Origin of the sequence: Candidatus Accumulibacter aalborgensis (assembly GCF_900089955.1) — a bacterium.
GTDB classification, from domain to species: Bacteria; Pseudomonadota; Gammaproteobacteria; order Burkholderiales; family Rhodocyclaceae; genus Accumulibacter; species Accumulibacter aalborgensis.
The window spans coordinates 17,203-42,723 of record NZ_FLQX01000129.1 but is presented as its reverse complement, the minus strand read 5'-3'; the positions used below and the strand labels follow the sequence as shown (position 1 = coordinate 42,723).

Genomic DNA, 25,521 nt, shown 5'->3' with positions numbered 1-25,521 from the left:
CAAGGCCAAAACCAGAAGAGGAACCCCGCAGCGATGTTCCAGCCGCCACGAGTGCGCAACCACCGGCACCGCCATGTCGCCTGAAGCAAAAGCCAGGCAGCAGATCGACGAAAAGCTCATCCATGCCGGGTGGGCGGTTCAGGACGTCAGGAATCTGAACCTGGGCGCCGCATTGGGCGTCGCCGTACGCGAATACCCGACCGATAGCGGACCCGCCGATTACGTGCTCTTCGCCAAGCGCACGGCGGTGGGCGTCATCGAAGCCAAACGCGACGAAGCCGGCGAGAACCTCACCGCCACCGAAGTGCAAACCGCGCGTTACGCCAACGCCACCCTCAAGTGGTGCCTGCACACGGCCCCCTTGCCCTTCCTGTTTGAAAGCACCGCGCAGATCACCCGCTTCACCGATGGCCGCGATCCGCTACCGCGCTCACGCGAGGTCTTCCACTTCTTTCGCCCCGAGCAACTGGCGCACTGGCTCGAACAGCCCGACACGCTGCGCCGGCGACTCGCCGCCAACCTGCCGCCGCTGCCCATGCAGAACCTGCGTGATTGCCAGGTCAGCGCGGTCACCGGCCTCGAGGCGTCGTTGGCGCGCAACAGGCCGCGCGCGCTCGTGCACATGGCCACCGGCGCCGGCAAGACCTTCACCGCGGTTACCTCGGTCTACCGCCTGCTCAAGTTCGCCGGCGCGAAGCGCGTCCTGTTCCTGGTCGACACCCGCAACCTCGGCAAACAGGCGCACCAGGAGTTCATGGCCTACACCCCGCCCGACGACGGTCGCAAATTCACCGAACTCTACAACATCCAGCGCCTCACCAGCAGCCACATCGACCCGCAGGCGCAGGTGTGCATCAGCACCATCCAGCGCCTGTATTCCTTGCTCTCCGGTGAAGCGATCGACGACTCCGCCGAGGACACTTCGCTAAACGAGCTGCAGCAAACGGCGCAGCAAGCCAAGCTGGTCCGCTACAACGCGGCCGTCCCGGTCGAGTCCTTCGACTTCATCATCATCGACGAATGCCACCGCTCGATCTACAACCTGTGGAAACAGGTGCTCGACTACTTCGATGCCTTCCTGATCGGTCTGACCGCGACCCCGGACAAACGCACCTTCGGCTTCTTCAACGAGAATATCGTCGCCGAGTACACCTACGAACAATCCGTCGCCGATGGCGTCAACGTCGGCTACGACGTCTACGTGATCGAAACCGAGATCACGGCGAAGGGCGCCGAAGTCAAGGCCAGGGAGTGGGTGGACCACCGTGACCGGCAGACGCGCAAGAAGCGCTGGGCCGAGACCGAGGAAGACAAGCCCTACACCGGCAGGGATCTCGATCGGTCGGTGGTCAACCCCAGCCAGATCCGCCAGGTGGTTCAGGCGATGAAGAGCGCGGTCGAAGGGCAAATCTTCGCCACCCGCCAAGAGACCCCGAAGACGCTGATCTTTGCCAAGACCGACAGCCACGCCGACGACATCATCCAGATCGTCCGCGAGGCGTATGGCCAGGGCAATGCCTTCTGCAAGAAGATCACCTACAAGGCGGAAGAAGACCCCGACACGACGCTGGCGAGTTTTCGCAACGACTACCACCCGCGCATGGCGGTGACGGTGGACATGATCGCCACCGGCACCGATGTCAAGCCGCTCGAAGTGCTGCTCTTCCTGCGCGATGTGCGCTCGCGGAGCTACTACGAACAGATGAAGGGCCGCGGCGTGCGGGGCTTGAGCTACGACGACATGAGGCGCGTCAGCAACAGCGCCGACAGCGCCAAGACGCGCTTCGTGCTGATCGACGCCGTCGGCGTCGAGAAGTCGTGCAAGACCGACAGCCGGCCGCTGGAGAAGAAGCCCGGCGTGCCGCTCAAGGACCTGCTGCAAGGCGTCGCCATCGGCCACCGCGACGACGACACCGTCTTGAGTCTCGCCAACCGCCTGCTGCGCCTGGCCAAACAACTGGACGACAAGGCGCGTGCGCGCGTCGAAAAGGCGTCCGGGGGAATCCCGGTCGGAGAACTCGGCAAGGCGCTGATCAGTGCGCTGAACCCCGACGCCATCGTCGACGCGGCGCTGGCCAGCGCCAGGGCAAGAGGCGTCACACGTTCCGAAGAGACGCTGACCGCAGACGAGATCGCCGCTGCCCGGGCAGCGCGCGTGGCCGCTGCGTGTGCGCCGTTCGACAAGCCCGAACTGCGCGAGGCTATCCAGTCTGCCCGACGTGAACGTGAGCAGCTCATCGACCACATCAACCTCGACCAGGTAACCTTTTCGGGCTACAGCGCGCAGGCCGAGGCGCAGGCCGGGAAAACCGTGCACACCTTTGCCGAGTTCATCGAGCAGCACAAGGACGAGATCGCCGCACTCGCGTTCTTCTATCAGCAACCGTACCAGCGGCGCGCGCTGACTTTCGAGATGATCGAGGAACTGCACGAACAACTGAGCCGGCCACCGTTGATGCTCACCGCCGAGCGCTTATGGAGCGCCTATGCGCGCGTGCAGGCGGCACAGGTCAGGGGCGCGGATCACAAGCGCCAGTTGACCGACCTCGTCGCGCTGGTGCGCTTCGCCATCGGGCTCGACGCCGAGCTGAAGCCCTTCAGCGAGCAGGTCGACAAGCGCTTCCAGGAGTGGATCTTCCGTCACAACGCGCAGCGGGGAACCGCGTTCACCCCCGAGCAGACCGAATGGCTGCGGCTGATGAAGGACCACATCGCGAGCAGTTGCAGCATCGCGCGCAGTGATTTCGATTACGCCGAGTTTGCCGACAAGGGCGGGTTGCAGAAAGCGTGGGCGGTTTTCGGGAGCCAGATCGACGGGTTGATGGATGAGATGAATCGGGAGTTGGTGGCGTGAAGGAACCTATACAACTACCGACGGGCTGGTTGGTGTCTAGTTTGGCAGATATGGCACGAGTTGAAATGGGGCAGTCACCCGAGTCAGTTCATTACAACAATGAAGGTACAGGGTTGCCGTTCTTTCAAGGAAAGAGTGAGTTCGGAGAACGGTACCCTGAAGTGAGGAAATGGTGCTCTGATCCGAAAAAAATAGCAGAACCGGGCGACATCCTCCTTTCTATTCGTGCCCCTGTTGGACCGACAAACATCGCTCAAGAACGCGCATGTATTGGCCGAGGTCTAGCAGCAATAGGCGCTGAGAAACCTGCAAGCCCGCTCTATTTGTTTTACTTTTTCCGACAACTTGAACCGTGGCTATCAAAGCAAGGAACTGGAACAACCTTCGCTGCAATAGGCGGAGAGTTCCTGAGAGCAGTGGAATTACCAATCGCTCCTGTGGCTGAACAAACCCGCATCGTCGAAAAACTCGAAGAATTACTCTCCGACCTCGATGCCGGCGTGGCCGAACTCAAGGCAGCGCAGAAGAAGCTCACAAAGTACCGGCAATCAGTGCTGAAAGCCGCGGTCGAGGGCGCACTGACCGCTGATTGGCGCGCGCAGCGTACCCAACAGGGCGAGGCATTCGAGACCGGCGCGGAACTTCTGGAACGTATCCTCCGTGAGCGCCGCGCCTGCTGGGAAGCGAAGCAACTCGCGAAGCTCAAGGAACAAGGCAAGGCGCCGCCCAAGGACTGGCAGGACAATTACCCCGAGCCTAACCAGCCCACAGGACACGGCCTGCCTGAACTGCCAGAGGATTGGCTATGGAGTTCCGTCGGTCAGTGTTTCCATGTTGCAGTCGGTGCAACTCCAAGCAGGAAGGAACCGAGTTACTGGAATGGCACCATCCCATGGGTCAGTTCAGGAGAGGTGCACTTTTCGCGAATAAAGGCGACGAAAGAGCGAATCAGTGAGCTTGGCTTGAAAAACAGCAGCACGGGAATCAATCCGACTGGCAGCGTCATGCTCGGCATGATCGGGGAAGGAAGGACACGCGGCCAAGTTGCGATTTTGGACATTGAGGCTGCGAACAACCAGAATTGCGCAGCCATCCGGGTATCGGAAACGGATGTCCCAGCAGAGTATGTGTACTACTGGCTATGGTCCCGCTACGAGGAGACTCGACGGGGCAGTAGCGGGAACAATCAGCCCGCGCTCAACAAGTCGATTGTCGAGCGAATCCCGATCCCGATAGCACCGCCAATGGAACTGAAGGTCATCGTTGGCCTTGTTGAAGTGTTGCTTTCTCAGATCGAGTCGCAAGAGGCTGCCATTGCAGTCTCCCTCAAACAAGCCTCTGCGCAACGCCAGAACATCCTCACATCCGCCTTCTCCGGCCAGTTGGTTCCGCAAGACCCGACCGACGAACCGGCGAGCAAGCTGCTGGAGCGCATCCGCGCCGAACGGATGGCGAAGAGCGCGCAGCTCCCCACGAAAAACCCCCGTCGCCGCAAGGCGGCGGTAGAAACCGACAGCCACAATGACGCCTGAAGCGCACCCTTCGCCACAGGCCCGCCAATACGAGATTGTCTCGACACTGCCGAGGCAATTGGCGCAAACGCAATGAACTCATCGACCCTCATCCAGAAAATCTGGAACTTCTGCCACACGCTGCGCGACGATGGCGTCGGCTACGGCGACTACCTGGAACAACTGACCTATCTGCTGTTCCTGAAGCTCGCGCACGAATTCGCGCAGGAACCGTACAAGCGCGATACCCGCATCCCCAGGGGCTATGACTGGACCAGCCTGAAAACCAGGACCGGCGAGCCTCTGGAGGCGCATTACCTCGCCGTGCTGCACACGTTGGGCCAACAGTCGGGAATGCTGGGCGCGATCTTCTTCAAGGCGCAGAACAAGATTCAGGACCCGGCCAAGCTCTCGCGCCTGGTGCAGTTGATCGACGCCCAGAACTGGATCAGCCTGGACGCCGACACCAAGGGCGATCTGTACGAGGGCCTGCTGCAAAAGAACGCCGAAGACACCAAGAGCGGCGCCGGCCAGTACTTCACCCCGCGCCCACTGATTCAGGCGATGGTCGCCTGCATGCGGCCGGAAGCGCACAAGCGGATCGCCGACCCGGCGTGTGGCACTGGTGGTTTCTTTCTCGCGGCCTACGAATGGATCAGCGGCACCGGCAAGTGGGTGAAGGAGAACGCCGCCTGGCTGGAGCACACACCGCCGGCGCTGGACAAACGGCAGAAGCAGTTCCTGCGCGACAGGACCTTCCACGGCAACGAGATCGTCGCCAACACGCGCCGTATGTGCCTGATGAATCTCTTCCTGCACAACATCGGCGAGCTGGACGGCGAACCCGCGATAGACCGCGCCGATGCGCTGATTGCCGACCGAGGCGAGCGCTTCGACTACGTGCTGGCAAACCCGCCCTTCGGCAAGAAGAGCAGCATGACGATCACCAATGCCGAGGGCGAGGAAGACAGGGACGCGCTGACCTACGAGCGGCAGGACTTCTGGGAAACCACCTCGAACAAGCAGCTCAACTTTCTGCAACACATCGTCACCATCCTCAAGGACAACGGCAAAGCGGCCGTGGTGCTGCCCGACAACGTGTTGTTTGAAGGCGGCGCCGGCGAGCGCATCCGCCGCAAGCTGCTCGAAACCTGCGACGTCCACACCCTGCTGCGGCTGCCGACAGGCATCTTTTACGCCAATGGCGTCAAGGCCAATGTGCTGTTCTTCGACGCCCGGCCCAAGGACGGCCAGGTCCACACCAGGGGGCTGTGGATCTACGACCTGCGCACCAACCGGCACTTTACCCTGAAGACGAGGCCGCTCAAGCTCGATGACCTGCGCGACTTCATCGCCTGCTGCCACCCTGCGAATCGCCATCAACGCCAGGAGTCTGATCGATTCAGGCACTTCACCCACGCCGACCTCGTCGCCCGCGACAAGGCGAGCCTCGACATCTTCTGGCTCAAGGACGATGACCTCGACAACCTGGCCGACCTGCCGCCGCCCGAGGTGCTGCAGCAAGAGATCATCGAGCATCTCGAAGCCGCTTTGCTGGCTTTTCGCGATGTGGCCGCCGGGTTGGCCCGGTAGGAAGACAAGAGAGCAAAGGGGCCGGCTCGACTTGATGGCTTGCTATAGGCTATGCAAAGCGGGAGAGTGACAAGATTCACAGGAGTGCATCGACACATGGAAGTCAACACCCTTCTCCGGCAACACCACCTTCGTTTTTCTACCGAGGGATGCGCATGACACTCGATCAGATCCTTGCCCGGCTCGATATCGGCGAAGACCAGGACGTCGAGTTCAAGTGTGCTGACGGGGGGTTGCCGAAGTCGCTGTGGGAATCCTTGTCGGCTTTCGCGAATACCGAGGGCGGCACGATTGTGCTCGGTGTAGTGGAAAGTGGCGACCAGCACGAAATCGCCGGCGTGCGTACGCCGAGCAGGCTGATCAAGGCCTTCTGGGATTCGCACAACAATCCGCAAAAACTCAACGCGCCGATCTGCATCGATCGCGACGTTTCAGTCGCGAGCATCGACGGCAAGGACATGGTCATAGTACAGGTACCTCGTGCGACGCGTACGCAGCGGCCGATATTTATCAACGGCAATCCGCTCGCCGGCACGTTCAAACGCAATTTTGAAGGTGACTACCGCTGCACCGACATAGAAGTGCGGCAGATGCTGCGCGACGCAAGCGATGAACCCCAGGATGCGGGCATCTTCGAGGGCTTCGGTCTTGCCGACCTCGACGCCGCGACGCTAAAAGCTTTTCGCAACCGATTCGGTTCGCGTGAGCCGGATCATCCTTTCCTTGCTCTGGACGACATCGAACTTCTGCGCCAGCTGGGTGGATGGCGGCGAGAACGCGTGTCCGGCCGCGACGGGTTGACGATGGCGGGACTGTTGATGTTCGGCGCGGAGCGCAGTTTGCTGGACGCGTCGCCGCACTACCACCTTGATTATCAGGAGCAACTCTCCGACGATCCAGAGCAGCGCTGGACCTTCCGGCTTACTGTGGACGGCAAGTGGGCGCCGAACCTCTTCAATTTCTATTACCGCGTCTATCCGCGACTGGTCGACGGACTCGCGGTGCCGTTCAAACTGGACGACCGCGCGACGCGTGTTGATGAGACACATGTTCACGAAGCGCTACGCGAAGCGTTGGTGAACACGCTGGTTCATGCGGATCATCAGTCGTCCCGCCCGATCACGGTGATCAAACGGCGGGACGCCTTTGTGTTTTTTAACCCAGGCACCCTTCGCATACCGCGCGAGGCGCTCTACCAGGGAGGAGTGAGCGATCCGCGCAACCCAAGCCTGCAGAAGATGTTCCAGATGCTGGGGCTCGGCGAGAAGGCGGGGTCGGGCTTTCAGAAAATCCTCCGCGCCTGGCGCGAACAACACTGGATGATTCCGTTCGTCGCGGAGAACATGGCGCTGGAGATGACGCGCGTCTGGCTGCCGCTGGCGAGCATGATTCCAGGTGACGTCGAACGCGAGTTGCGCGCGGTGGTGGGTGATGCTTACAGTAGCCTCGACGAACTGGGGCGTGTGATCTTGATGCTCGCGCATCGGTTTGACGAAGTCGGCAACGCCGACATTCAGCCCTACCGAGGAGAGCATCCCCGTGAAATCGGTGCTCGGCTGAAGCAATTTGTCGAGGCGAGTTGGTTGGAGAAAAGCGGCCATGGACGCGGCACGCGTTACCGGTGGCCGAAGCAGCCGGTCGGTGACCTCTTCAGCCAACAGTCTGGCGGCATGGAAGGCTCTCAACATAGTGACGAGATGTCCCAACATAAGCAAGGCAGCTCTCAACATAAGGTTTCGCCGGCCCAACACAGGACAACACTGCAAGTCCTGGCGGATCGGGTGCGGATAGAAAAGCGGACAAGACCGGAGGAAATGCGACAGGTAATTCGCTCTTTGTGCGCCGTCCAACCCCTGTCGTTGAGTGAATTGGCCGAGCTGCTGGCCCGTGCGCCGGCCAGCCTTCAGAACCACTATCTGACGCCGATGCTGAAAGCGGGCTCGCTGCAGTTGCTCTTCCCCCACCACCCAAATCACCCGCAGCAACGCTATCGTGCGGGCGAAAGCGAACAACAAGACTGATGAGGACCTGGTCGTCGATGGGCGTCAACGTCAAGGACTACGCTTACGAGGGCCTCCTTGAGAAGAACGGATCGTCGGCGAGGATTTGAACAGAAAGGACACGACATCTTGAAAAGCGCACTTTTCGTCGATTTCGACAACGTGTATTCCGGGCTACGGAAGCTTGATCAGACCATCGCCGATCGCTTTGCCCGCCAGCCGCTGCAGTGGATGAACTGGGTCGTCGAGGCGCTCGAACTGCCCGATCACGCTCCCGCCGGTGCACGCCGCCGTGTTCTTGTGCGCCGCTGTTACCTGAATCCGCAGGCCTATCAGCGCTTCCGACCGTCCTTCAACCTGGCCGGCTTCGAGATCATCGACTGCCCTGCCCTGACCAGCGAGGGAAAAACCAGCACCGACATTCACATGGTGCTCGACATCATCGATCTGTTGCAGCATGAGGTCCCCTACGACGAGTTCATCGTGTTTTCCGCCGACGCCGATTTCACCCCGGTGCTGCGCAAACTGCGCCGCTGGGACCGGCGCACGACGGTGCTGGCGATCGGCTTTCCATCGGCCGCCTACCGCGCATCGGCCGATCTGCTCATCGACCAGGACGAGTTCGTGCGCAAGGCGCTCGGCTTCAGGGACGACGATGAATCACTGCCGCAACAACCGGGAACAACGCCTCCGGTCAGCAAACCCGATGACGATGCGCTCGCCGCTGCCGCGCGCACGCTGGTGGAACAGGTGGTCGCAGAATCGGCCGTGCCGGTCGCCATGGCCAGGCTCGCCGCCAGAGTCCTCGCCTCGGTCGAGGGAATGGATGCCTCGACCTGGGCTGGCCACGGCAGCTTCCGGGGGCTGGTCGAGTCATGGAACCTGACGCCACTGGCGATCACGACAGCCGGTGGTGGCAGCATCCACGATCCGCGCCGCCACGCCGCTCTTGAACTGGCAACGACGACACCCACGGCTTCGGTGGACACCGATCTGACGCGCATCACCCGACTCATCGAGCAGGAAGTCGCCAGGTCGAACGTGCCGGTCCCCTGCAGCCGCATCGCCAGCCTGATCACCACGCAACACGGCGCGATCGCCGCCGACTGGAACGGCAAGGGTTCGTTCCGCAAATTCGTCGAAGCGCTCCCCCTCGGCGCCCTTCAACTTGACTGGAGTGCCTCTGGCGGCTGGGTACTGGACCCTCATCGGCACATGAGTGTCGCGGCGACGAGCCTCAAGTCCCTCAGTGGCAGTGCCTCGAACTGGGGAACCGACCAGAATCTGCTGCCGATCGCAACGCAGATCCACGAAGTATCCGGCATACCGCTACTGCGGCCGGTCGATTACCAGGCACTATTCGTGAGCATTGCTCAGGAGGTCGCCGAACATCCATTCGACTTGAAGGAGACCGGCAAGCGGGTGCGCGACCGCATCCGCGAGGCTGGCCATGGCGGCAGCCGTCTCGACGTGAATTGGATCCTGCGCGGACTGCTGATGCGTGGGCACGTCTTCGGCAAAGGTCAGGACGATGCCTCGTCACTGGCCCGCACGATGGCGAACAACGTCCGCTCCTTGTGCCTGCGCGAGCAGATGCCGCTCGACAAGGCAACGGAGAGGGCGATTGCGCGCTGGTTGGAGGGTGCGCAGTAAGCGTGCTTACCGCGAAAGTCGCGCGAGCGACTCGCGAATCGCCCCTCGCCCGCTTGCGGGAGAGATCGGGGGGCGAGATGGGGAATTTGCGGAGTATGCTCCGCGCCCATCGAGCAATTCCGGCGTGCAAGCCGGAATGCGCCTGGCAAGGGAGGGGAAACGGGCATGCCTCTTATGATCGGGGGTGTCTGCCAGAAGCCATGACCGTTGGCGCCATGCCACTATCCGTTCGCCGGAGTCGCCGGCGGACACGCCTGTGCTGGCCACAGCTTTTTCGCCGCCATAGCACAGGCGATCGAACGGGCAAACGCTTCGTAACCCAGACGATTGAAGTGCAACCAGTCTTTCGGACCGTGCAGGATGTGCTGTGCACTCGCTGCCCGGATATCCTGGCGCGTGTCGATGAACGGCAGGCCTTGCGCCTGCGCTTCAGCGGCCACGCGAGCGGCCACTTGATCGCTGCGCGCCGCGAGTTCTGCCGCCGAATGGCGTTCCTGCAGATACTTGCCTTGCTGGGGAACCGAATTGAAAATGCTCACCTCGTCCGAGCCCGGAGCGTAGGCCTCGATCACCGACGGGACATAAACCACCACCACCTGGCTGACGGGAAAGGCCTGTTTCAGGCGAGCCAGGGATTTTGCCATGGCCAGGAAAGCGATCTCGGTTTGCTGCCGATCAAGCTCGAGCCCCGGCGATTGCAGGCCACCGGGAATCGCCGTTGATCGCCCGCCGACGACGACCTGATTGCCGCCCTTGCCCTGGGCAGCCATCTGGTCAGCCGGATCAACTTCCGCCTCGACATCCTTGCCGGACAGTTCACGCTTGACGATTCGAAATAGCGTCGTGATCAGCCAGCCACGATTGACCTGTGCGGAACCATGTGGTCCGACCTGGTTCCTGCGCACTTCCTTGTTGAAGAACTGGTCCCAGGCCGCTTCGTCATGCAGCGCGGCTTCGCCGTAGTCGGGGATGAAGCTGTCGCGCACCTCCAGGAAATTGTCCGACAGATCGTTGCCGGCATAGAAGAAGGCGAGGATGAACGCCGGCGGCTGCAGGTCGCTGTCTACTGTGTCGTGGAGGTATCTGTATTTCGACACCGGCTCGCGCACCCATCCCTTGGCGCTACTCGCACCACTCCTGCCGAAGCTGATGACATCGTAGCCGGTCAGTTGCTGCAGGACATGCGCCGAATGAAAGGCTTCGTTGCCTGCCGGATTGACCTGCAGCAACCAATCGCCCTTGCCTTGGGCGTAGGAGTCGCCCGCCAGGGCCACATAGTGCTCGGGCAGTCGGTGCGCTTTCGAACTCTGGGCGAGCACGGCCAGACCGGAAGGCAGGGCAAAATGGAACTTGACCGGGATTCTGGTCAGCAGTGTCTTTTCGATCACCACTTCCAGCACGAGCACGGTGACCAGGACGCTGACCACGACCAGCAGGATGTTGACCAGGGTGGATCTTTTCATGAACGATAGTCTCGTCAAGATTCAATATTACAGTGGCAAGGGGGTTGACCTCGTCCGCCGGCAGGGTTCAGCTTGCCGGGCGTGACCCGCGCCTGATTGAGGATTCAGTCCAGCACGAACTTCCCTTCGTAGCGCTCCTTCAGGGCCGGATCCTGGTCTTGCTTGCGCAGGAAGCAGTTGCCCACGGCCAGGGTTTCGATCTCGGTGCCCATGAAGCAGCGAAAAGCGTCATCAGGCGTACAGACGATTGGCTCGCCGCGTACATTGAAACTGGTGTTGACCACCACCGGACAGCCGGTCAGTGCCTTGAAGCGGCTGATCACCGCGTGATAGCGCGGATTGGTCTCGCGGTGAACGGTCTGGATGCGCGCCGAATAATCGACGTGCGTGACGGCAGGAATCGACGAGCGCGGCACGTTGAGCTTGTCGATGCCGAAAAGCTGTTGCTCTTCGGGCGTCATGGCGATGCGATGGCGGTCGAGAACGTCGGCCACCAGCAGCATGTACGGGCTGTCTTCGTCGAGGTCGAACCAGTCACTCACGTCCTCGCGCAGGACCGCGGGAGCGAACGGCCGAAACGACTCGCGGTACTTGACCTTGAGGTTGAGCAGCTTCTGCATCGTCGGCGAGCGCGCATCGCCGAGAATCGAGCGCCCGCCGAGGGCGCGCGGGCCGAATTCCATGCGGCCCTGGTGCCAGCCTAGCGCCTGGCCATCGGCCAGCGCTCGGGCGCATCGTTCGACGATCTGGTCATCATCGAGGACGTCGAATTTCGCGCCCATAGCGCTCAGTCGCCGGACGCTATCGGCGGTATCGTGGCTGGGGCCGAGGTAGGAGCCCTGCATGCAATCGGCAGCTCCGTTCGACGGTCGCGGCTCGCGCCGGTACAGGTGCGCGGCGACCAGCGCTGCGCCGAGCGAACCGCCGGCATCGCCGGCCGCCGGTTGCAGCCACATCCGCGCGAAGCTGCGTTGCCTGAGCAATTTGCCGTTGGCCACGCAATTGAGCGCCACGCCACCGGCCAGGCACAGATTCGTCTCGCCGGTTTCGCGAGCGACAGCCTGCGCGAGCTTCAGCACTACCTGCTCGGTGACTGCCTGCACCGAAGCGGCGAGGTCCATCTCCCTCTGTCCGAGCGCTTCGTCCGCCTTGCGCGGCGGGCCGCCAAACAAGGCGTCGAAGCGACGGTTGGTCATCGTCAGCCCAGTGCAGTAATCGAAGTAGTCAAGGTTGAGGCGGAAGCTGCCGTCTTCCTTGACGTCGATCAGGTGTTCAAGGATCAGCGCCGCGTACTTCGGTTCGCCGTAGGGTGCCAGACCCATCACCTTGTACTCGCCGGAGTTGACCTTGAAGCCGGTGTAATAGGTGAATGCGGAATAGAGAAGCCCTAGCGAATGCGGGAAATGAATCTCCCGGATCACCTTGAGGTCGGCTCCCGAGCCGATCGCCAGCGAGGTGGTCGTCCACTCGCCGACACCGTCCATGGTGAGCACCGCCGCCCGGGCGAACGGCGACGGGAAGAACGCGCTCGCCGCATGGCTGAGGTGATGCTCGGAGAAGAGCAGACGCGGCGCCCAGTCGACGTCCTCGTCCAACTGCGACAACTCCTTGACGAGCATGCTTTTCTGGAACAGCTTTTCCTTCAGCCACAGCGGCAGCGCATGCCGGAACGAGGTAAAGCCGCGCGGGGCGAAAGCCAGATACGTTTCGAGCAAACGCTCGAACTTGAGGAAGGGCTTGTCGTAAAAGGCCACCAGATCAATCTCGGCCGGCTGTAGCCCGGCGAGTTCGAGGCACGCTCGCGCTGCGTTTACAGGAAACGCGGGGTCGTGCTTGATTCGGCTGAAGCGTTCCTCCTGCGCGGCGGCGACGATTCTCCCGTCGACGACGACAGCCGCCGCCGCATCATGATAATAGGCGGATAGCCCGAGAACGCGCATCGTTCAGAACAGGGTGTAGATGAACGGTGCGATCACCGAACCCTGCGCCAGGACCAGCAGCCCGCCGAGGAGAACCATCACGATGATGATCGGCAGCATCCAGAACTTCTTGCGCACCTTGAGAAACTGCCATAACTCGCCGATGAATCCCATCTTGCTTCCTGTCAGAACTGGTTGTGCAGGCCGTCGGGATCGGGCCCGGGCGGGTCGCGATCCTGCCAATAGCTGCTTGCTTCCGGTTCGAATCGCCGCTTCATCGCATCACGGCCGGCCAGCCGCATTCCCCAGGCAATCGGCGTGAAAAGACCGAAAAAGAGGAGGCCGAGGACCAGCGGCGAAACGACGCGATTGAGCAGTTCCGCCAGCTTCATCCAGGCGCGGTTGAACGGCGCCAGCCAATCGGGGGCGGTCAGCGTGACCAGCAAGAGCAGACCGGCCGCGACAAAAAACCACTCGTGCCCGGCCAGGTGTCGCCACCAGAGATAGCCGCCGGCCAAGGCGAAGACGACGACAAACAGGGTGCCGAACGAACGGTTGGAAGGGTGAGCCGGACCTTGCATTGGCGCTGGGGGGAAGTCCACGGAAGTGCGGGCGAGTATCTCTGGCCCGACCAGGCCTGTCAACCGCGGTCAATAACCCCGCTCAATGTTCGAACCTGTCGCCTCCGTCAGCTTGGCGTCCCTGAACCGCCGGCTTCGGTCGACTCAGGTGCTTCGGCCGCGCCTTCGGAGGCGCTGCCCTCCGGCTGGCTCTTGGCGGCGAGTTCGCGCTGCCGCTTTTCTTCCTGCTTCCTCTTCTTCTCAAGCTCTCGCTGACGCTTTTCAAACTGATAATTGGGTTTTGCCAAGACGTGTCCTCTCATTGCCGCAGCCGCGGCTACACCGGTGGAAATCTGGATACGGTCGCGTCAAGCCGCCAAACACCGACGTCGGGGGTCGGCGACCGAGGGAATCAGTAGCGGGTGCCCCCACCGCCACCCGCACCGCCACGACCGCCACTACCAAAGCCGCCCCCCCCACCACCGCCACCACCGCCACCGCGGCGGGCGCCACCGAAACCGCCGCCACCGCCGCCACCACTGCGACCTTCCTGGGGACGTGCTTCATTGACGGTCAGGTTGCGGCCGTCAAGGCTCTTGCCCGCGAGCGCCGCGATGGCCGCCTGCGCCTCCTGATCGGTGCCCATCTCGACAAAGCCGAAGCCCTTCGAGCGTCCTGTTTCGCGATCGGTGATCACCTGCGCGGAGGCAACTGTGCCGTGCGCGGCGAACATTTTTTCGAGGTCGCTCTTGTCAACGTTATAGCCCAGGTTTCCGACGTAAAGCTTCTTGCCCAATTTGAGTGCTCCAGTGTGAGGATATAAAAGACGCTACGCTGCTCAGAATACCAACGGTAGGCGCCGGAGTCGAATGGTTTTCTCAAGATCGCCGTTTCATGCCCACAGTCCGGGGTCCGGCCAGTCAGCGATTTGTTTCGCTGAAAGTCGGCGACAGGCGCAGGTCATCGTGCCAGACAGCCAGCGGTGTCTGTTTTTTGGGCGGCAATCGCGGTAGAATCCGCGTCTTGCCTTGCCACGCCCGGCACGTACAGCCATGGAATTTCTCGACTTTTCCCTTCGCAACAACCTCTTTGTCGCACCGATGGCAGGTGTGACCGATCGTCCTTTCCGACAACTCTGCAAGAGAATGGGTGCCGGCCTGGCCGTGTCCGAGATGGTGACCTCGAACTCGCTGCTCTACGGCAGCGCGAAGACCCAACGACGTGCCAGACATGATGGCGAGATGGCGCCGATCTCGGTCCAGATCGCCGGCGCCAGTCCGTCGATGATGGCCGATGCGGCGCGTTACAACGTCGACCGTGGCGCCCAGATCATCGACATCAACATGGGCTGCCCGGCCAAGAAAATCTGCCACGTCATGGCGGGATCTGCGCTGCTCAAGGATGAACCGCTGGTCGCCCGGATTCTGGGAGCCGTCGTCAATGCCGTCCCGAACACAGCGGTGACGCTCAAGATCCGCACTGGCTGGGACACCGCCAGCCGCAATGCGCTGGCCATCCTGGCGATTGCCGAGCAGTCCGGGATCAGGGCTCTGGCCATGCATGGACGGACGCGCGCCTGCGGCTACACCGGCCGTGCCGAATACGAGACGATCCGGGCGGTGAAGGCAGCGGCGCGCATCCCAATCATCGCCAACGGCGACATCGACTCGCCGGAAAAAGCGAAATTCGTTCTCGACACCACCGGTGCCGACGCGCTGATGATCGGCCGTGCCGCGCAGGGGCGTCCCTGGCTGTTCCGCGAGATCGAACACTTCCTGAAAACCGGAACGTATCTGACGCCGCCGCTGGTCAGCGAGATCCACCAGGTTTTGCTCGAACACCTTGAAGACGTCTATCTGTTTTACGGCAGCGACACCGGCATGCGCATCGCGCGCAAGCATATCTCCTGGTACACCCGAGGATTGGTCGGTTCGGCGGCTTTCCGGCACATGATGAATCAGTTGCCGACCGTCGATCTGCAACGCCAGGCAGTGAATGACTTTTTTGCTGCTCTCGCGGCACAGCACGAGCACCTGCCCTACGCGGCCAGCGATCCGGCAACACCGGGAGCAGGCGCGGGCGATTGTGAGGAACTTGCCGCATGACGCAGAATGAAGACAACCCGATCGCCCTTTGTGTCGGTAGAGCGCTGGAGAGCTACTTCCAGAAGCTGGACGGCGAGAAACCCACCGCCGTCTACGAAATGGTCATCAAGAGCGTCGAACGCCCGATGCTCGAAGTGGTCCTCAAGCAAGCTGCCGGCAACCAGACGCTTGCCGCCGAGATCCTTGGCATCAACCGCAACACGCTGCGCAAGAAGCTGCTCGACCACAAGCTGCTTGCCTGAACCTTCGCCCTCAAAACCACCTTGCCTGCCTGCCCACCATGAAAATCCGTCAAGCCCTGATCAGCCTCTCCAACAAGAATGGCGCCCTCGAATTCGCCCAGGGCCTCATCGCCCACGGCGTCAAGCTGCTGTCCACCGGAGGTACAGCGAAATTGCTGCGCGACGCCGGTCTGCCGGTCACCGAGGTCGGCGATTACACGGGCTTCCCGGAAATGCTCGACGGCCGCGTCAAGACCCTTCACCCCAGGGTGCACGGCGGCATCCTGGCTCGCCGCGATTCTCCCGAGCACATGGCGACCCTCGAACAGCACGATATCCCGACCATCGATCTGGTCTGCGTGAATCTCTACCCCTTCAGAGAGACTGTTGCCAACCCCGCCGTGACGCTGGTCGAGGCCATCGAGAACATCGACATCGGGGGTCCGGCCATGGTCCGTTCAGCAGCCAAGAATTACGCCGGCGTGGCCGTCGTCACCGACCCCGAAGACTACCCGGCACTGCTCGCCGAGATGGCCAGCAGTGCCGGCGCCCTGAGCCTGGGCACACGCTTTGCGCTGGCCAAAAAGGCTTTCGTGCACACCGCGCGCTACGACGGTGCGATCGCCAACTGGCTCACGGCACTCGATGACGCGAACCAGCCACAGCCTTTCCCCGAACAACTCCAACTCGCTTTCGATCGCGTCGAGACGCTGCGCTACGGCGAAAATCCGCACCAGCAAGCGGCTTTCTATCGCGATCCTGCACCCACCGCCGGCTCGATCGCCAACTACCGGCAGTTGCAGGGCAAGGAACTATCGTACAACAACATCGCCGATGCGGACGCCGCCTGGGAATGTGTCAAGACCTTCGACACGCCGGCCTGCGTGATCATCAAGCACGCCAATCCGTGTGGCGTGGCGGTCGATGTCAATCTCGTCTCGGCGTATGCAAAAGCCTTTCAGACCGACTCGACATCGGCTTTCGGCGGTATCATCGCCTTCAACGGTACCGTCGACCACGAGGTCGTCGCGGCAATGAACGCACGCAAGCATTTCGTCGAGGTGCTGCTGGCACCGGCTTTCACCGACGCGGCAAGAGAAATGCTGGCTGCCAAGCAGAATCTGCGCGTCCTCGAACTGCCTCTGGCCAGGGTCTATCACGCCTTCGAACTGAAGCGCGTCGGTGGCGGCCTGCTGGTACAGACACCCGACCGCTTCAACGTGCAGCCCGCCGACCTCAGGGTGGTGACGCAGGTGGCGCCGAGCGCTACGCAGATCGAAGACCTGCTGTTCGCCTACCGCGTCGCCAAGTTCGTCAAGTCCAATGCCATCGTCTTCTGCGGCGGCGGCATGACGCTCGGCGTGGGTGCCGGCCAGATGAGTCGTGTCGATTCGACGCGCATCGCGGCCAGCAAGGCGCAGAGCGCCGGCCTCGACCTGGCCGGTTCCTGCGTTGCTTCCGACGCTTTCTTCCCCTTCCGTGACGGGCTGGATGTCGTCGCCGGCGCCGGCGCCAAGGCGGTGATTCAGCCCGGTGGCTCGGTGCGTGACGATGAGGTGATCAGCGCGGCCGACGAGCATGGTCTGGCGATGGTGTTCACCGGCGCCCGGCACTTTCGGCACTGATATGAAGTTACTGGTCATCGGCTCCGGTGGTCGCGAACACGCGTTCGCCTGGCGTCTGGCGAAGACGCCAGGCCTGCAAAGGATCTTCGTCGCGCCTGGCAACGCCGGCACGGCACGAGAACGCGAACTCGAAAACATCGGCATCACCGACCCCGAAGCGCTCGCCGACTTTGCAGAAAAACAGAAAATCCACCTCACCATCGTCGGCCCCGAAGCGCCGCTTGCCGCAGGCATCGTCAACATCTTCCGCGCCCGCGGCCTAAAGATCTTTGGTCCGACCAGGGAAGCCGCGCAGCTTGAGAGTTCGAAGGCTTTCGCCAAACGCTTTATGGCCCGACACCACATCCCGACGGCTCGCTTCGCGACCTTCGCCGAGCGCTCTGCCGCCCACGCCTATATCGACCAGCAGGGCGCGCCGATCGTCATCAAGGCCGATGGACTCGCCGCCGGCAAGGGCGTGATGGTGGCCATGACGCTCGCCGAAGCGCATGCCGCCATTGACCACATGCTCTCCGACAGCAGCGTTCGCGCGCCGGGCGAGTCGGCTACCGCGCGCGTAGTCATCGAAGAGTTCCTCGAAGGTGAAGAGGCCAGCTTCATCGTCATGGTCGACGGTAAAAACGTACTGCCGCTGGCTTCGAGTCAGGATCACAAGCGAATCGGAGACGGCGATACCGGCCCCAACACGGGCGGCATGGGCGCTTACTCACCAGCGCCGGTGGTCACGCCCGAAGTACACGCCAGAACCATGCGCGAGATCATCCTGCCGACGGTCCGCGGCATGGCCGCCGACGGTCTTCCCTACACCGGCTTCCTCTACGCCGGGTTGATGGTGGGCAAGGATGGATCGGTCAAGACGGTCGAATTCAATTGCCGGCTCGGCGACCCGGAAACACAGCCGATCATGATGCGCCTGAAGTCCGACCTGCTCACCCTGCTCGAACATGGCGTCGCCGGGCGACTCGACCAGGTCGAAGCGAGCTGGGATCGTCGCGTGGCACTGGGCGTCGTCCTGGCTGCGGCGAACTACCCCGCTACCCCGCGCACGGGAGACCTGATCAGCGGCCTGCCGAAAGCCAGCGACGACAGCCATGTGTTCCATGCCGGAACGATGGAGAAGAATGGCCAGATCGTCACCTCTGGTGGTCGCGTGCTGTGCGTGACCACGCTTGGCGACAACGTCAAGCAGGCCCAGAAACGCGCCTACGACCTCATTGTCGGCCTTCATTTCGACGGCATGCAGTATCGACGCGACATCGGCCACCGGGCACTGAGCCGATGAGCGAAGGAAAGCTGCGGCAGATTGACGGCTGCGGCTCATCTGCGCTGAGCGCCATGGCGGCGCGCGGGAAGTGATCGACTCTACCGTCCTCGGAGAGTACTTCACCGGCCTGCAGACGCGCATCATCGCGGCCGCAGAAGCGATCGAAGGCCCGGACGGCGGCAAGTTCCGCGTCGACCCATGGGAAAAGGAAGCTGGCCAGACGCTCGCCGGCAAGGGATGCACGTGCATCATCGAGGGTGGCCGGGTATTCGAGCGCGGCGGCGTGGCTTTTTCGCACGTGCGCGGCGCCGCACTGCCGGTCTCGGCGACCGCCAAACGCCCTGAACTCGCCGGTAGATCGTTCGAAGCGATGGGGGTTTCGCTGGTCCTGCATCCCGAAAGCCCTTACTGCCCGACGGCGCACATGAACGTGCGCGCGCTCGTCGCGACAAAAGCCGGCGCAGAACCCGCCTGGTGGTTTGGCGGCGGCATGGATTTGACTCCCTATTACCCCTTTGCCGAAGACATCCGGCATTTTCACGCCACCTGCAAGCAAGCGCTACTGCCGTTCGGCGACGACACCCATGCACGCTACAAGAAATGGTGCGACGAGTACTTCTTCCTCAAACATCGCCAGGAGCCGCGCGGCGTCGGTGGCGTATTCTTCGACGACCTCAACGAAGGGGGTTTCACACGCTGCTTTGCCCTGACTCAGGCCGTCGGCGACTCCTTCGCGCCAGCCTACCTGCCGCTCATCGAGAAGCGGCAGGCGATACCCTACGGCGAACGCGAACGCGATTTCCAGGCCTACCGACGAGGACGCTACGTCGAGTTCAACCTGGTCTGGGACCGTGGCACCTTGTTCGGCCTGCAATCGGGCGGGCGAACGGAGTCGATCCTGATGTCGCTGCCACCGATCGTCAAGTGGCGCTACGACTGGCAACCCGAAGCCGGCACGGCCGAAGCCTCGCTCTACGAAATGCTGGCGCCGCGCGACTGGGTGTGACTGCCATAGCGCCAGGTCGGTCTTGTCGGTCGGCCTCTTCCGTAGGTCGGGAGGTCCGTAGGGTGCAATAAGCGAAGCGCATTGCACCGGACACCAGACTACATAACACAGGATGTTGGGCGACGACCTGCGGCCAAAGTCATGCTGCCCGCCAATCATGCGTCCGCAAAGCGGCGATTATCCCCGCATCGGCCGGGCCAGTCAGGATCACCCTCGGCAAACCAAGTTCCTGCGCCAAATCGGCGATTCGCCGGTGCGGCACGAAGAGCGGCGTATGCCGCAGAGCGTCACGCGCCGCGCCGTCGAGCAGGTCGACCAGATTGCGCAGACCCTCGCTCGATGAAACGGTCAGTGCGTCAAGCTCGCCGGCGTGCAACAGCGCCTGCAGAGGTGCCGCATCGCCCGGCGCCGAGCGCTGATAACAACCGACGCAATCGACTTCGGCAGCACGCGCACGCAGCGTGTCAGCCAGGAGTTCGCGCCCGCCGTTGCCGCGAAAGATGACCACCCGCTTGCCGGCTACGTGTTGCCGCTGCAACGCCGGCAGTTCGAGCACCGCTTCGGAATCGAAGCGCTCGCTGGGGGCGAGCGTGTGCTCGATGCCGTAAGCCGCCAGCGCAGCGACGCTCCCCTGGCCGATGGCGACCGCCTGCAGGCCGGCAGGCCATTTCCGGCGGGCAAGTATGATCGGCAGGCTGAAAGCAACCGCGTTCGGGCTGATGAAGACGGCCAGCGCGTACGAATCGAGGTCGGCGATCGCCGACAGCAACGGCGCCGTGTCAGCGGCCGGCGAGATTTCGAGCAAGGGAAAGATCACCGGCTCGCCGCCCTGCTCGGCGATCAGTGCCGCCAGACTCGACGCCTGCGCGCGCGGACGGGTGACGGCGATTTTTCTGCCGCGCAACAGAGCGGTCATTAGTCGGCTGCCAGCACCGCGATGATCGCATCGGCCCCTTGCTCGCGCAGGCGCTGCGCGAGCAAGCAACCCAGCGCCTCGTCGTCAACCGGCGAGCCGCGCAGTTCGCCGCTCACGCGCTGCCGGCCGTCAGGCGTCGCGATCCAGCCGCGCAACCAGAGCAGACCGTTGTCGAGCACGGCATGAGCCGCAAGCGGAAGCTGGCAGCTACCGCCCAGGGCGCGCGAAAAAGCACGCTCGGCGCGTACGCAGTGAGCGCTGTCGGCATCGTTGAGCGGCGCGACCAGCGCGATCACGTCGGCACGTTCGGCCGGCACCTCGATACCCAGCACACCTTGGCCGGGCGCCGGCAACGACTGCTCGGGGGTCAGCACGGCGGCGATCCGCTTGGCCAAGCCGAGGCGAATCAGGCCGGCGGCGGCGAGGATGATCGCATCGTACTCACCGGCATCGAGCTTCCTGAGACGCGTGTCGAGGTTGCCGCGCAGGCTTCTCACCGAGAGATGCGGATAGCCCGCGCAAAGGGTCGCTTCGCGACGCAAGCTGGAGGTACCGACGACCGCACCGGCGGGCAGTTCATCGAGGCCGGCAAAGCGGTTGGAGACGAAAGCATCGCAGGGGTTCTCGCGCGCCGAGATGGCAGCCAGGACGAATCCCGCCGGGACTTCCATCGGCAGGTCCTTCATCGAATGCACCGCGAGATCGGCGCGACCTGCCAGCATGGCGACCTCGAGTTCCTTGATGAACAGCCCTTTGCCGCCGATCGCCGACAGCGGGCGGTCGAGGATTTGATCGCCCCTGGTCGTCATGCCGAGGATCTCGACCGTTGTCTGTGGGTATAATTCCGTGAGGCGACCACGAACATGCTGCGCCTGCCACAGGGCGAGGCGGGATTCACGTGAGGCGATGACCACGCGCGACGGGGCTGAGGGTACAGAGTTCACGGCAGGATTCCAGTAACAGCGCTGGCCAACGCGCCCTGCTGGCAGCAAGCGGCGGCATCGACGCCAGCCGGCATCAGGGCAGTCATTCTAGCATGCCCATCTGGCTCGCTTGACCCGGCAAGACCACCGAAAGATAACCCATGTCGTCCGACAGACCAGACCATCAACGGCCCGAACTCCCCGACTTCTGGGACCACCGTTTCCGTCATGGCGTTACCCCCTGGGAAGCAGGCGAAGCGCCTGCGGCACTACGTGCGTTTGCCGCCGGCTACGCGGCGGACGAACCGAAGGGCACCGGCAGGCGCCCCCGCGTCCTCGTCCCCGGTTGCGGCAGCGCCTACGACGCGCTCTTTCTCGATCGACTGGGCTGGAACACAACGGCGCTCGATTTTTCCAGCGCAGCGATTGAAACAGCCCGCACAACGCTGGGTGGCGACTGGCGCGGCACGCTGTTGTGTGCCGACTTTTTCGCTCTCGATCCGGGCACGACCTTCGACGTGATCTACGAACGCGCCTTCCTCTGCGCGCTGCCACGCAACTGGTGGCCGAACTATGCCGCGCAAGTGGCGGCCCTGCTTCGTCCCGGCGGGCTGCTGGCAGGCTTCTTCTTTTTCAGCGACGAAACCCGCGGCCCGCCTTTCGGCATCCGCCCGGAACAACTGGAGGAACTGCTGGCGCCGTACTTCACGCGCCGCGAAGATCGCCCGGTCGGCGATTCGCTGCCGGTCTTTGCCGGGCACGAGCGCTGGCAGATATGGCAGCGGCTTTGAGCCTGACTGCTGCAAAAAGAAAAAGGGCGGTTCCCGCCAACAGGGAACCGCCCCAAGATCACATCAACAGCGGCCGCTTGCGTCATTCCGTTGGCATTACTCCGTCAACCGCGCAATTCAGCCATAGAAGGGTTAAGTTTTGCCGCACACCGTAATAGCAAGACTTGTGCCCGCTAGATGACAGGTTTGATATAAGTGGCGCGGCGGATCAGTTCCTCGCACCGCCAGAATTCAAGTGTAAGAAATCTCGACAAGGACTCAGCCGCGCTTCTGCCGGAACGTCCGAGAGCCCGCCTGACGGGCTGACCGGTCAGGTTTTGCTTTATACTCCGCGTCACTCGTATTGCTGCCTCCCCAAGGAGCGACGAGCACGAGTCATTCTTGCCCAGGAAACCTCCCCGCATGAGTCAACCGGATTCTTCCCAATACACTTGGGCCGGCCGCTTCGCCGAGCCGATGTCCGATCTCGTCAAGCGCTACACTGCCTCGGTGGATTTCGACCGCCGCCTGTGGCGCCAGGATATCCGGGCCTCGCTGGCGCACGCCACGATGCTGGCCAGACAGGAAATCATCGCCAGGCAAGACCTGGCCGACATCGAGCGCGGCATGGCACTGGTCGTCGAGGAGATCGAAGCCGGTACCTTCGTCTGGTCCCTCGATCTCGAAGATGTGCACCTGAATATCGAGAAACGCCTGACCACGCTCGTCGGCGATGCCGGCAAACGCCTGCATACCGGACGCTCACGCAACGACCAGGTGGCGACCGACATTCGCCTGTATCTGCGCGACGCCATCGATGACATTCTCGCCCTGCTTGACCAGTTCCAGAACAGGCTCCTCGACCTGGCAGAAAAGGAGGCCGCCACACCACTACCCGGCTTCACTCACCTCCAGGTTGCCCAACCAGTGACCTTCGGCCATCACCTGCTGGCCTATTTCGAGATGATGCGACGCGACGCCGAGCGCTTCGCCGACTGTCGAAGACGCACCAACCGACTGCCGCTCGGTGCCGCTGCACTGGCCGGCACGAGCTACCCCATCGACCGCTCATTCGTCGCCGACCTGCTGGGCTTCGAGGGCGTTTGCGAAAACTCGCTGGACGCAGTTTCCGACCGCGACTTTGCCATCGAATTCTGTGCCGCCAGCGCGCTGGTAATGATGCATCTCTCGCGCCTGTCGGAGGAACTGGTGTTGTGGATGAACCCGCGTTTCGGCTTCATCAGGATTGCCGATCGCTTCTGCACCGGCAGCTCGATCATGCCGCAGAAGAAAAATCCCGACGTACCCGAGCTGGCGCGCGGCAAGACGGGCCGCGTGTACGGGCATCTGATGGCTTTGCTGACCCTGATGAAAGGCCAGCCGCTGGCCTACAACAAGGACAATCAGGAAGACAAGGAGCCGCTCTTCGACTCCATCGACACGGTCACCGACACCTTGCGTATTTTTGCCGACCTGATTGCCGGCGTCAGCACTCGCCCGGAGAACATGCGCGACGCTTTGCGCCAGGGATTTGCCACGGCTACCGATCTGGCCGACTATCTGACCCGCAAGGGCTTGCCTTTCCGTGATGCGCACGCAGCGGTCGGCCTTGCAGTACGCCACGCCGAGGAACAGGGCGTTGACCTGGCAGCACTTTCGCTCGCTGACTTGCAAGGGTTTTCGCCGCTGGTCGCGGACGACGTCTTCGCCGTGCTGACGGTCGACGGGTCACTGGCGGCACGCAATCACGTGGGCGGCACGGCGCCCGAACAGGTTCTGGCGGCGATTGCCCGCGCGCGCCGCGCGTAGCCGCTGGACACCACTCCGCTCAACAGCACTCAAGACATGGAGAAGATCGGCAAATACGAACTCGTCCGCGAAATCGGCCGCGGCGCCACGTCGACCGTCTACCTGGGAAGCGACCCTTTCACGCAACGCGAAGTGGCGGTCAAGATTGCGTTTCCCGGTATTCTGAAAGACCCGAAACGGGGCCGTCTCTATACCCACCTTTTTCTCAACGAGGCGGCGCTGATCGGCAGACTGTCGCACCCGCACATTGTGCAGACTTACGACGCAGTGGTCGGTGACAAGCTCTGCTATATCGTGATGGAATATGTCGCGGGCGGCACTCTGGAGACTGTTTGCGCACCCGACAGACTGCTGCCGCTCGAGCGCATCGTCGAGATCATTTTCAAGTGCACGCGTGCGCTCGATTTTGCCTTCCGGGCCGGAATCATTCACCGTGACATCAAGCCGGCCAATATCCTGTTCACCAGCACTGACCCGAACGATGGTGACATCAAGATCTCGGACTTTGGTGCCGCCATCATCGGCTCGCCAGACCGCACGCTGGTTCTGGGTATCGGATCGCCTGCGTATATGTCGCCACAACAGGTGAAAGAACAGACGCTGGACCATCAGACCGATATCTACTCGCTCGGCGTCGTCATGTATCAGTTACTGACCGGACAACTCCCTTTTCAGGGGCGCAACAGTTACGACATGATCTACCGGATCATCCACACCGAGCCCCGCCCACCTTCGGAGATACGCAGCGACATTCCGGAAGCGCTCGACGCGATCGTCGCGCGGGCAATGAACAAGAAACTCCATAAGCGCTACACCCACTGGAAGGAATTCTCACACGATCTGGCGCAGGCCTTTCGTGACCGGCAACTCAAGATGCCCAGCGAGCACATGCCTGACCTTGAGAAGTTCGAAACGCTGCGTTCCTTTGCCTTCTTCGCGGAGTTCTCCGATGTCGAGATCTGGGAGGTCGTGCGTTTTTCCCACTGGGACCGCGTTCCACCCGATACGGTGATCATTCGGGACGGAGAGCCCGGGGATTTCTTCTATCTCCTCGCCGAAGGGGAATTGAAGGTACTCAAGAACGGCCTGGTTCTGGATCTGCTGACCACTGGCGACTGTTTCGGCGAGATGGCAGTGATCGGCAAAACGAGGTCACAGCGGGGCGCCGACATCGTCACGCGGACCCCGGCAAAACTGGTGAGAATAAGCGCCAGCGCTCTGCAGACATCTTCCGAAACCTGCCGAATTCACTTCTACCAGTCCTTCCTCGCTGTGCTCAGTGAACGCCTGAGCTCTTCGAACGTTCGTCTGATCAGCTTCTAGGAGTTG

The 25,521-nt window shown here is 62.4% G+C and carries 21 protein-coding genes; 13 read left to right on the top strand and 8 right to left on the bottom strand.

Going from position 1 to position 25,521, the window contains the following annotated elements:
- Positions 1–73: 73 nt before the first annotated feature.
- From ACCAA_RS14760 to ACCAA_RS14740, 5 genes are all read left to right on the top strand, one after another.
- Positions 74–2,854: a type I restriction endonuclease subunit R gene (locus ACCAA_RS14760; RefSeq protein WP_186408013.1), complete on the top strand. Its 2,781-nt coding sequence runs from the start codon at positions 74–76 to the stop codon at positions 2,852–2,854.
- A gap of 65 nt (positions 2,855–2,919) precedes the next feature.
- The gene (locus tag ACCAA_RS14755) at positions 2,920–4,386 is read left to right on the top strand and encodes a restriction endonuclease subunit S (protein WP_245754587.1); all 1,467 of its coding nucleotides are present in this window, start codon (positions 2,920–2,922) and stop codon (positions 4,384–4,386) included.
- 72 nt (positions 4,387–4,458) lie between these two features.
- On the top strand, positions 4,459–5,958 hold the full coding sequence (locus ACCAA_RS14750; protein ID WP_186408011.1) for a class I SAM-dependent DNA methyltransferase: 1,500 nt from the start codon (positions 4,459–4,461) through the stop codon (positions 5,956–5,958).
- A 155-nt stretch (positions 5,959–6,113) separates the two neighbouring features.
- Entirely contained in the window at positions 6,114–7,979 is a 1,866-nt protein-coding gene (locus tag ACCAA_RS14745; RefSeq protein ID WP_186408010.1) for an RNA-binding domain-containing protein, read from the top strand.
- 108 nt (positions 7,980–8,087) lie between these two features.
- Positions 8,088–9,611 carry an NYN domain-containing protein gene (locus ACCAA_RS14740; protein ID WP_186408009.1) on the top strand — a complete coding sequence of 508 codons (1,524 nt, stop codon included), beginning with the start codon at positions 8,088–8,090 and terminating at the stop codon, positions 9,609–9,611.
- Between the two features lie 221 nt (positions 9,612–9,832).
- Here ACCAA_RS14740 and ACCAA_RS14735 read toward each other — a convergent pair whose 3' ends face one another.
- The 6 genes from ACCAA_RS14735 to ACCAA_RS14710 all read right to left on the bottom strand — a co-directional run bounded on the left by ACCAA_RS14735 (position 9,833) and on the right by ACCAA_RS14710 (position 14,349).
- The gene (locus ACCAA_RS14735) at positions 9,833–11,074 is read right to left on the bottom strand and encodes a GDSL-type esterase/lipase family protein (protein ID WP_186408008.1); all 1,242 of its coding nucleotides are present in this window, start codon (positions 11,072–11,074) and stop codon (positions 9,833–9,835) included.
- Between the two features lie 104 nt (positions 11,075–11,178).
- A complete protein-coding gene (locus ACCAA_RS14730; protein ID WP_186408007.1) occupies positions 11,179–13,014 on the bottom strand; it encodes a carbamoyltransferase family protein in 1,836 nt (611 codons plus the stop codon).
- A 3-nt stretch (positions 13,015–13,017) separates the two neighbouring features.
- Positions 13,018–13,167: a DUF5989 family protein gene (locus ACCAA_RS14725; protein ID WP_186408006.1), complete on the bottom strand. Its 150-nt coding sequence runs from the start codon at positions 13,165–13,167 to the stop codon at positions 13,018–13,020.
- A gap of 11 nt (positions 13,168–13,178) precedes the next feature.
- Complete coding sequence (locus ACCAA_RS14720; protein ID WP_186408005.1) at positions 13,179–13,574, bottom strand: SxtJ family membrane protein; 396 nt, start codon at positions 13,572–13,574, stop codon at positions 13,179–13,181.
- Positions 13,575–13,681: 107 nt separating this feature from the next.
- Positions 13,682–13,861 carry a hypothetical protein gene (locus tag ACCAA_RS14715; protein ID WP_186408004.1) on the bottom strand — a complete coding sequence of 60 codons (180 nt, stop codon included), beginning with the start codon at positions 13,859–13,861 and terminating at the stop codon, positions 13,682–13,684.
- Positions 13,862–13,965: 104 nt separating this feature from the next.
- Positions 13,966–14,349: an RNA recognition motif domain-containing protein gene (locus ACCAA_RS14710; protein WP_186408003.1), complete on the bottom strand. Its 384-nt coding sequence runs from the start codon at positions 14,347–14,349 to the stop codon at positions 13,966–13,968.
- Between the two features lie 256 nt (positions 14,350–14,605).
- Between ACCAA_RS14710 and dusB the strand changes: the two genes are divergently transcribed.
- The 5 genes from dusB to hemF all read left to right on the top strand — a co-directional run bounded on the left by dusB (position 14,606) and on the right by hemF (position 19,774).
- Positions 14,606–15,658 carry a tRNA dihydrouridine synthase DusB gene (gene dusB / locus ACCAA_RS14705; RefSeq protein ID WP_186408002.1) on the top strand — a complete coding sequence of 351 codons (1,053 nt, stop codon included), beginning with the start codon at positions 14,606–14,608 and terminating at the stop codon, positions 15,656–15,658.
- Positions 15,655–15,900: a helix-turn-helix domain-containing protein gene (locus tag ACCAA_RS14700; protein WP_186408001.1), complete on the top strand. Its 246-nt coding sequence runs from the start codon at positions 15,655–15,657 to the stop codon at positions 15,898–15,900. The genes dusB and ACCAA_RS14700 overlap by 4 nt, the downstream gene beginning before the upstream one ends.
- Before the next feature lie 38 nt (positions 15,901–15,938).
- On the top strand, positions 15,939–17,504 hold the full coding sequence (purH, locus tag ACCAA_RS14695; RefSeq protein WP_186408000.1) for a bifunctional phosphoribosylaminoimidazolecarboxamide formyltransferase/IMP cyclohydrolase: 1,566 nt from the start codon (positions 15,939–15,941) through the stop codon (positions 17,502–17,504).
- 1 nt (position 17,505) lies between these two features.
- Entirely contained in the window at positions 17,506–18,786 is a 1,281-nt protein-coding gene (gene purD, locus ACCAA_RS14690) for a phosphoribosylamine--glycine ligase (RefSeq protein ID WP_186407999.1), read from the top strand.
- A 73-nt stretch (positions 18,787–18,859) separates the two neighbouring features.
- Positions 18,860–19,774 carry an oxygen-dependent coproporphyrinogen oxidase gene (hemF, locus tag ACCAA_RS14685; RefSeq protein ID WP_186408039.1) on the top strand — a complete coding sequence of 305 codons (915 nt, stop codon included), beginning with the start codon at positions 18,860–18,862 and terminating at the stop codon, positions 19,772–19,774.
- Between the two features lie 139 nt (positions 19,775–19,913).
- Here hemF and ACCAA_RS14680 read toward each other — a convergent pair whose 3' ends face one another.
- Together ACCAA_RS14680 and hemC are read right to left on the bottom strand one after the other, a co-directional pair.
- Complete coding sequence (locus ACCAA_RS14680) at positions 19,914–20,690, bottom strand: uroporphyrinogen-III synthase (RefSeq protein ID WP_186407998.1); 777 nt, start codon at positions 20,688–20,690, stop codon at positions 19,914–19,916.
- Positions 20,690–21,634, bottom strand: coding sequence for a hydroxymethylbilane synthase (gene hemC, locus ACCAA_RS14675; protein WP_186407997.1), 945 nt, complete (start codon positions 21,632–21,634; stop codon positions 20,690–20,692). The genes ACCAA_RS14680 and hemC overlap by 1 nt, the downstream gene beginning before the upstream one ends.
- Before the next feature lie 140 nt (positions 21,635–21,774).
- Between hemC and ACCAA_RS14670 the strand changes: the two genes are divergently transcribed.
- From ACCAA_RS14670 to ACCAA_RS14660, 3 genes are all read left to right on the top strand, one after another.
- Positions 21,775–22,404: a methyltransferase domain-containing protein gene (locus tag ACCAA_RS14670; protein WP_186407996.1), complete on the top strand. Its 630-nt coding sequence runs from the start codon at positions 21,775–21,777 to the stop codon at positions 22,402–22,404.
- Positions 22,405–22,806: 402 nt separating this feature from the next.
- Positions 22,807–24,192 carry an argininosuccinate lyase gene (gene argH, locus ACCAA_RS14665; RefSeq protein WP_186407995.1) on the top strand — a complete coding sequence of 462 codons (1,386 nt, stop codon included), beginning with the start codon at positions 22,807–22,809 and terminating at the stop codon, positions 24,190–24,192.
- A gap of 36 nt (positions 24,193–24,228) precedes the next feature.
- Positions 24,229–25,515 (top strand): serine/threonine-protein kinase, encoded by a 1,287-nt coding sequence (locus ACCAA_RS14660; RefSeq protein ID WP_186407994.1) that lies wholly within the window; start codon positions 24,229–24,231, stop codon positions 25,513–25,515.
- Positions 25,516–25,521 lie beyond the last annotated feature (6 nt).

Excerpts from the sequence above, each read along its gene's own strand:
- ACCAA_RS14760 (WP_186408013.1), top strand. The coding sequence starts at position 74 with ATGTCGCCTGAAGCAAAAGCCAGGCAGCAGATCGACGAAAAGCTCATC.
- ACCAA_RS14755 (WP_245754587.1), top strand. The coding sequence starts at position 2,920 with ATGGGGCAGTCACCCGAGTCAGTTCATTACAACAATGAAGGTACAGGG.
- ACCAA_RS14750 (WP_186408011.1), top strand. The coding sequence starts at position 4,459 with ATGAACTCATCGACCCTCATCCAGAAAATCTGGAACTTCTGCCACACG.
- ACCAA_RS14745 (WP_186408010.1), top strand. The coding sequence starts at position 6,114 with ATGACACTCGATCAGATCCTTGCCCGGCTCGATATCGGCGAAGACCAG.
- ACCAA_RS14735 (WP_186408008.1), bottom strand. The coding sequence starts at position 11,074 with ATGAAAAGATCCACCCTGGTCAACATCCTGCTGGTCGTGGTCAGCGTC.
- ACCAA_RS14730 (WP_186408007.1), bottom strand. The coding sequence starts at position 13,014 with ATGCGCGTTCTCGGGCTATCCGCCTATTATCATGATGCGGCGGCGGCT.
- ACCAA_RS14725 (WP_186408006.1), bottom strand. The coding sequence starts at position 13,167 with ATGGGATTCATCGGCGAGTTATGGCAGTTTCTCAAGGTGCGCAAGAAG.
- ACCAA_RS14720 (WP_186408005.1), bottom strand. The coding sequence starts at position 13,574 with ATGCAAGGTCCGGCTCACCCTTCCAACCGTTCGTTCGGCACCCTGTTT.
- dusB (WP_186408002.1), top strand. The coding sequence starts at position 14,606 with ATGGAATTTCTCGACTTTTCCCTTCGCAACAACCTCTTTGTCGCACCG.
- ACCAA_RS14700 (WP_186408001.1), top strand. The coding sequence starts at position 15,655 with ATGACGCAGAATGAAGACAACCCGATCGCCCTTTGTGTCGGTAGAGCG.
- purH (WP_186408000.1), top strand. The coding sequence starts at position 15,939 with ATGAAAATCCGTCAAGCCCTGATCAGCCTCTCCAACAAGAATGGCGCC.
- purD (WP_186407999.1), top strand. The coding sequence starts at position 17,506 with ATGAAGTTACTGGTCATCGGCTCCGGTGGTCGCGAACACGCGTTCGCC.
- ACCAA_RS14680 (WP_186407998.1), bottom strand. The coding sequence starts at position 20,690 with ATGACCGCTCTGTTGCGCGGCAGAAAAATCGCCGTCACCCGTCCGCGC.
- ACCAA_RS14670 (WP_186407996.1), top strand. The coding sequence starts at position 21,775 with ATGTCGTCCGACAGACCAGACCATCAACGGCCCGAACTCCCCGACTTC.
- argH (WP_186407995.1), top strand. The coding sequence starts at position 22,807 with ATGAGTCAACCGGATTCTTCCCAATACACTTGGGCCGGCCGCTTCGCC.
- ACCAA_RS14660 (WP_186407994.1), top strand. The coding sequence starts at position 24,229 with ATGGAGAAGATCGGCAAATACGAACTCGTCCGCGAAATCGGCCGCGGC.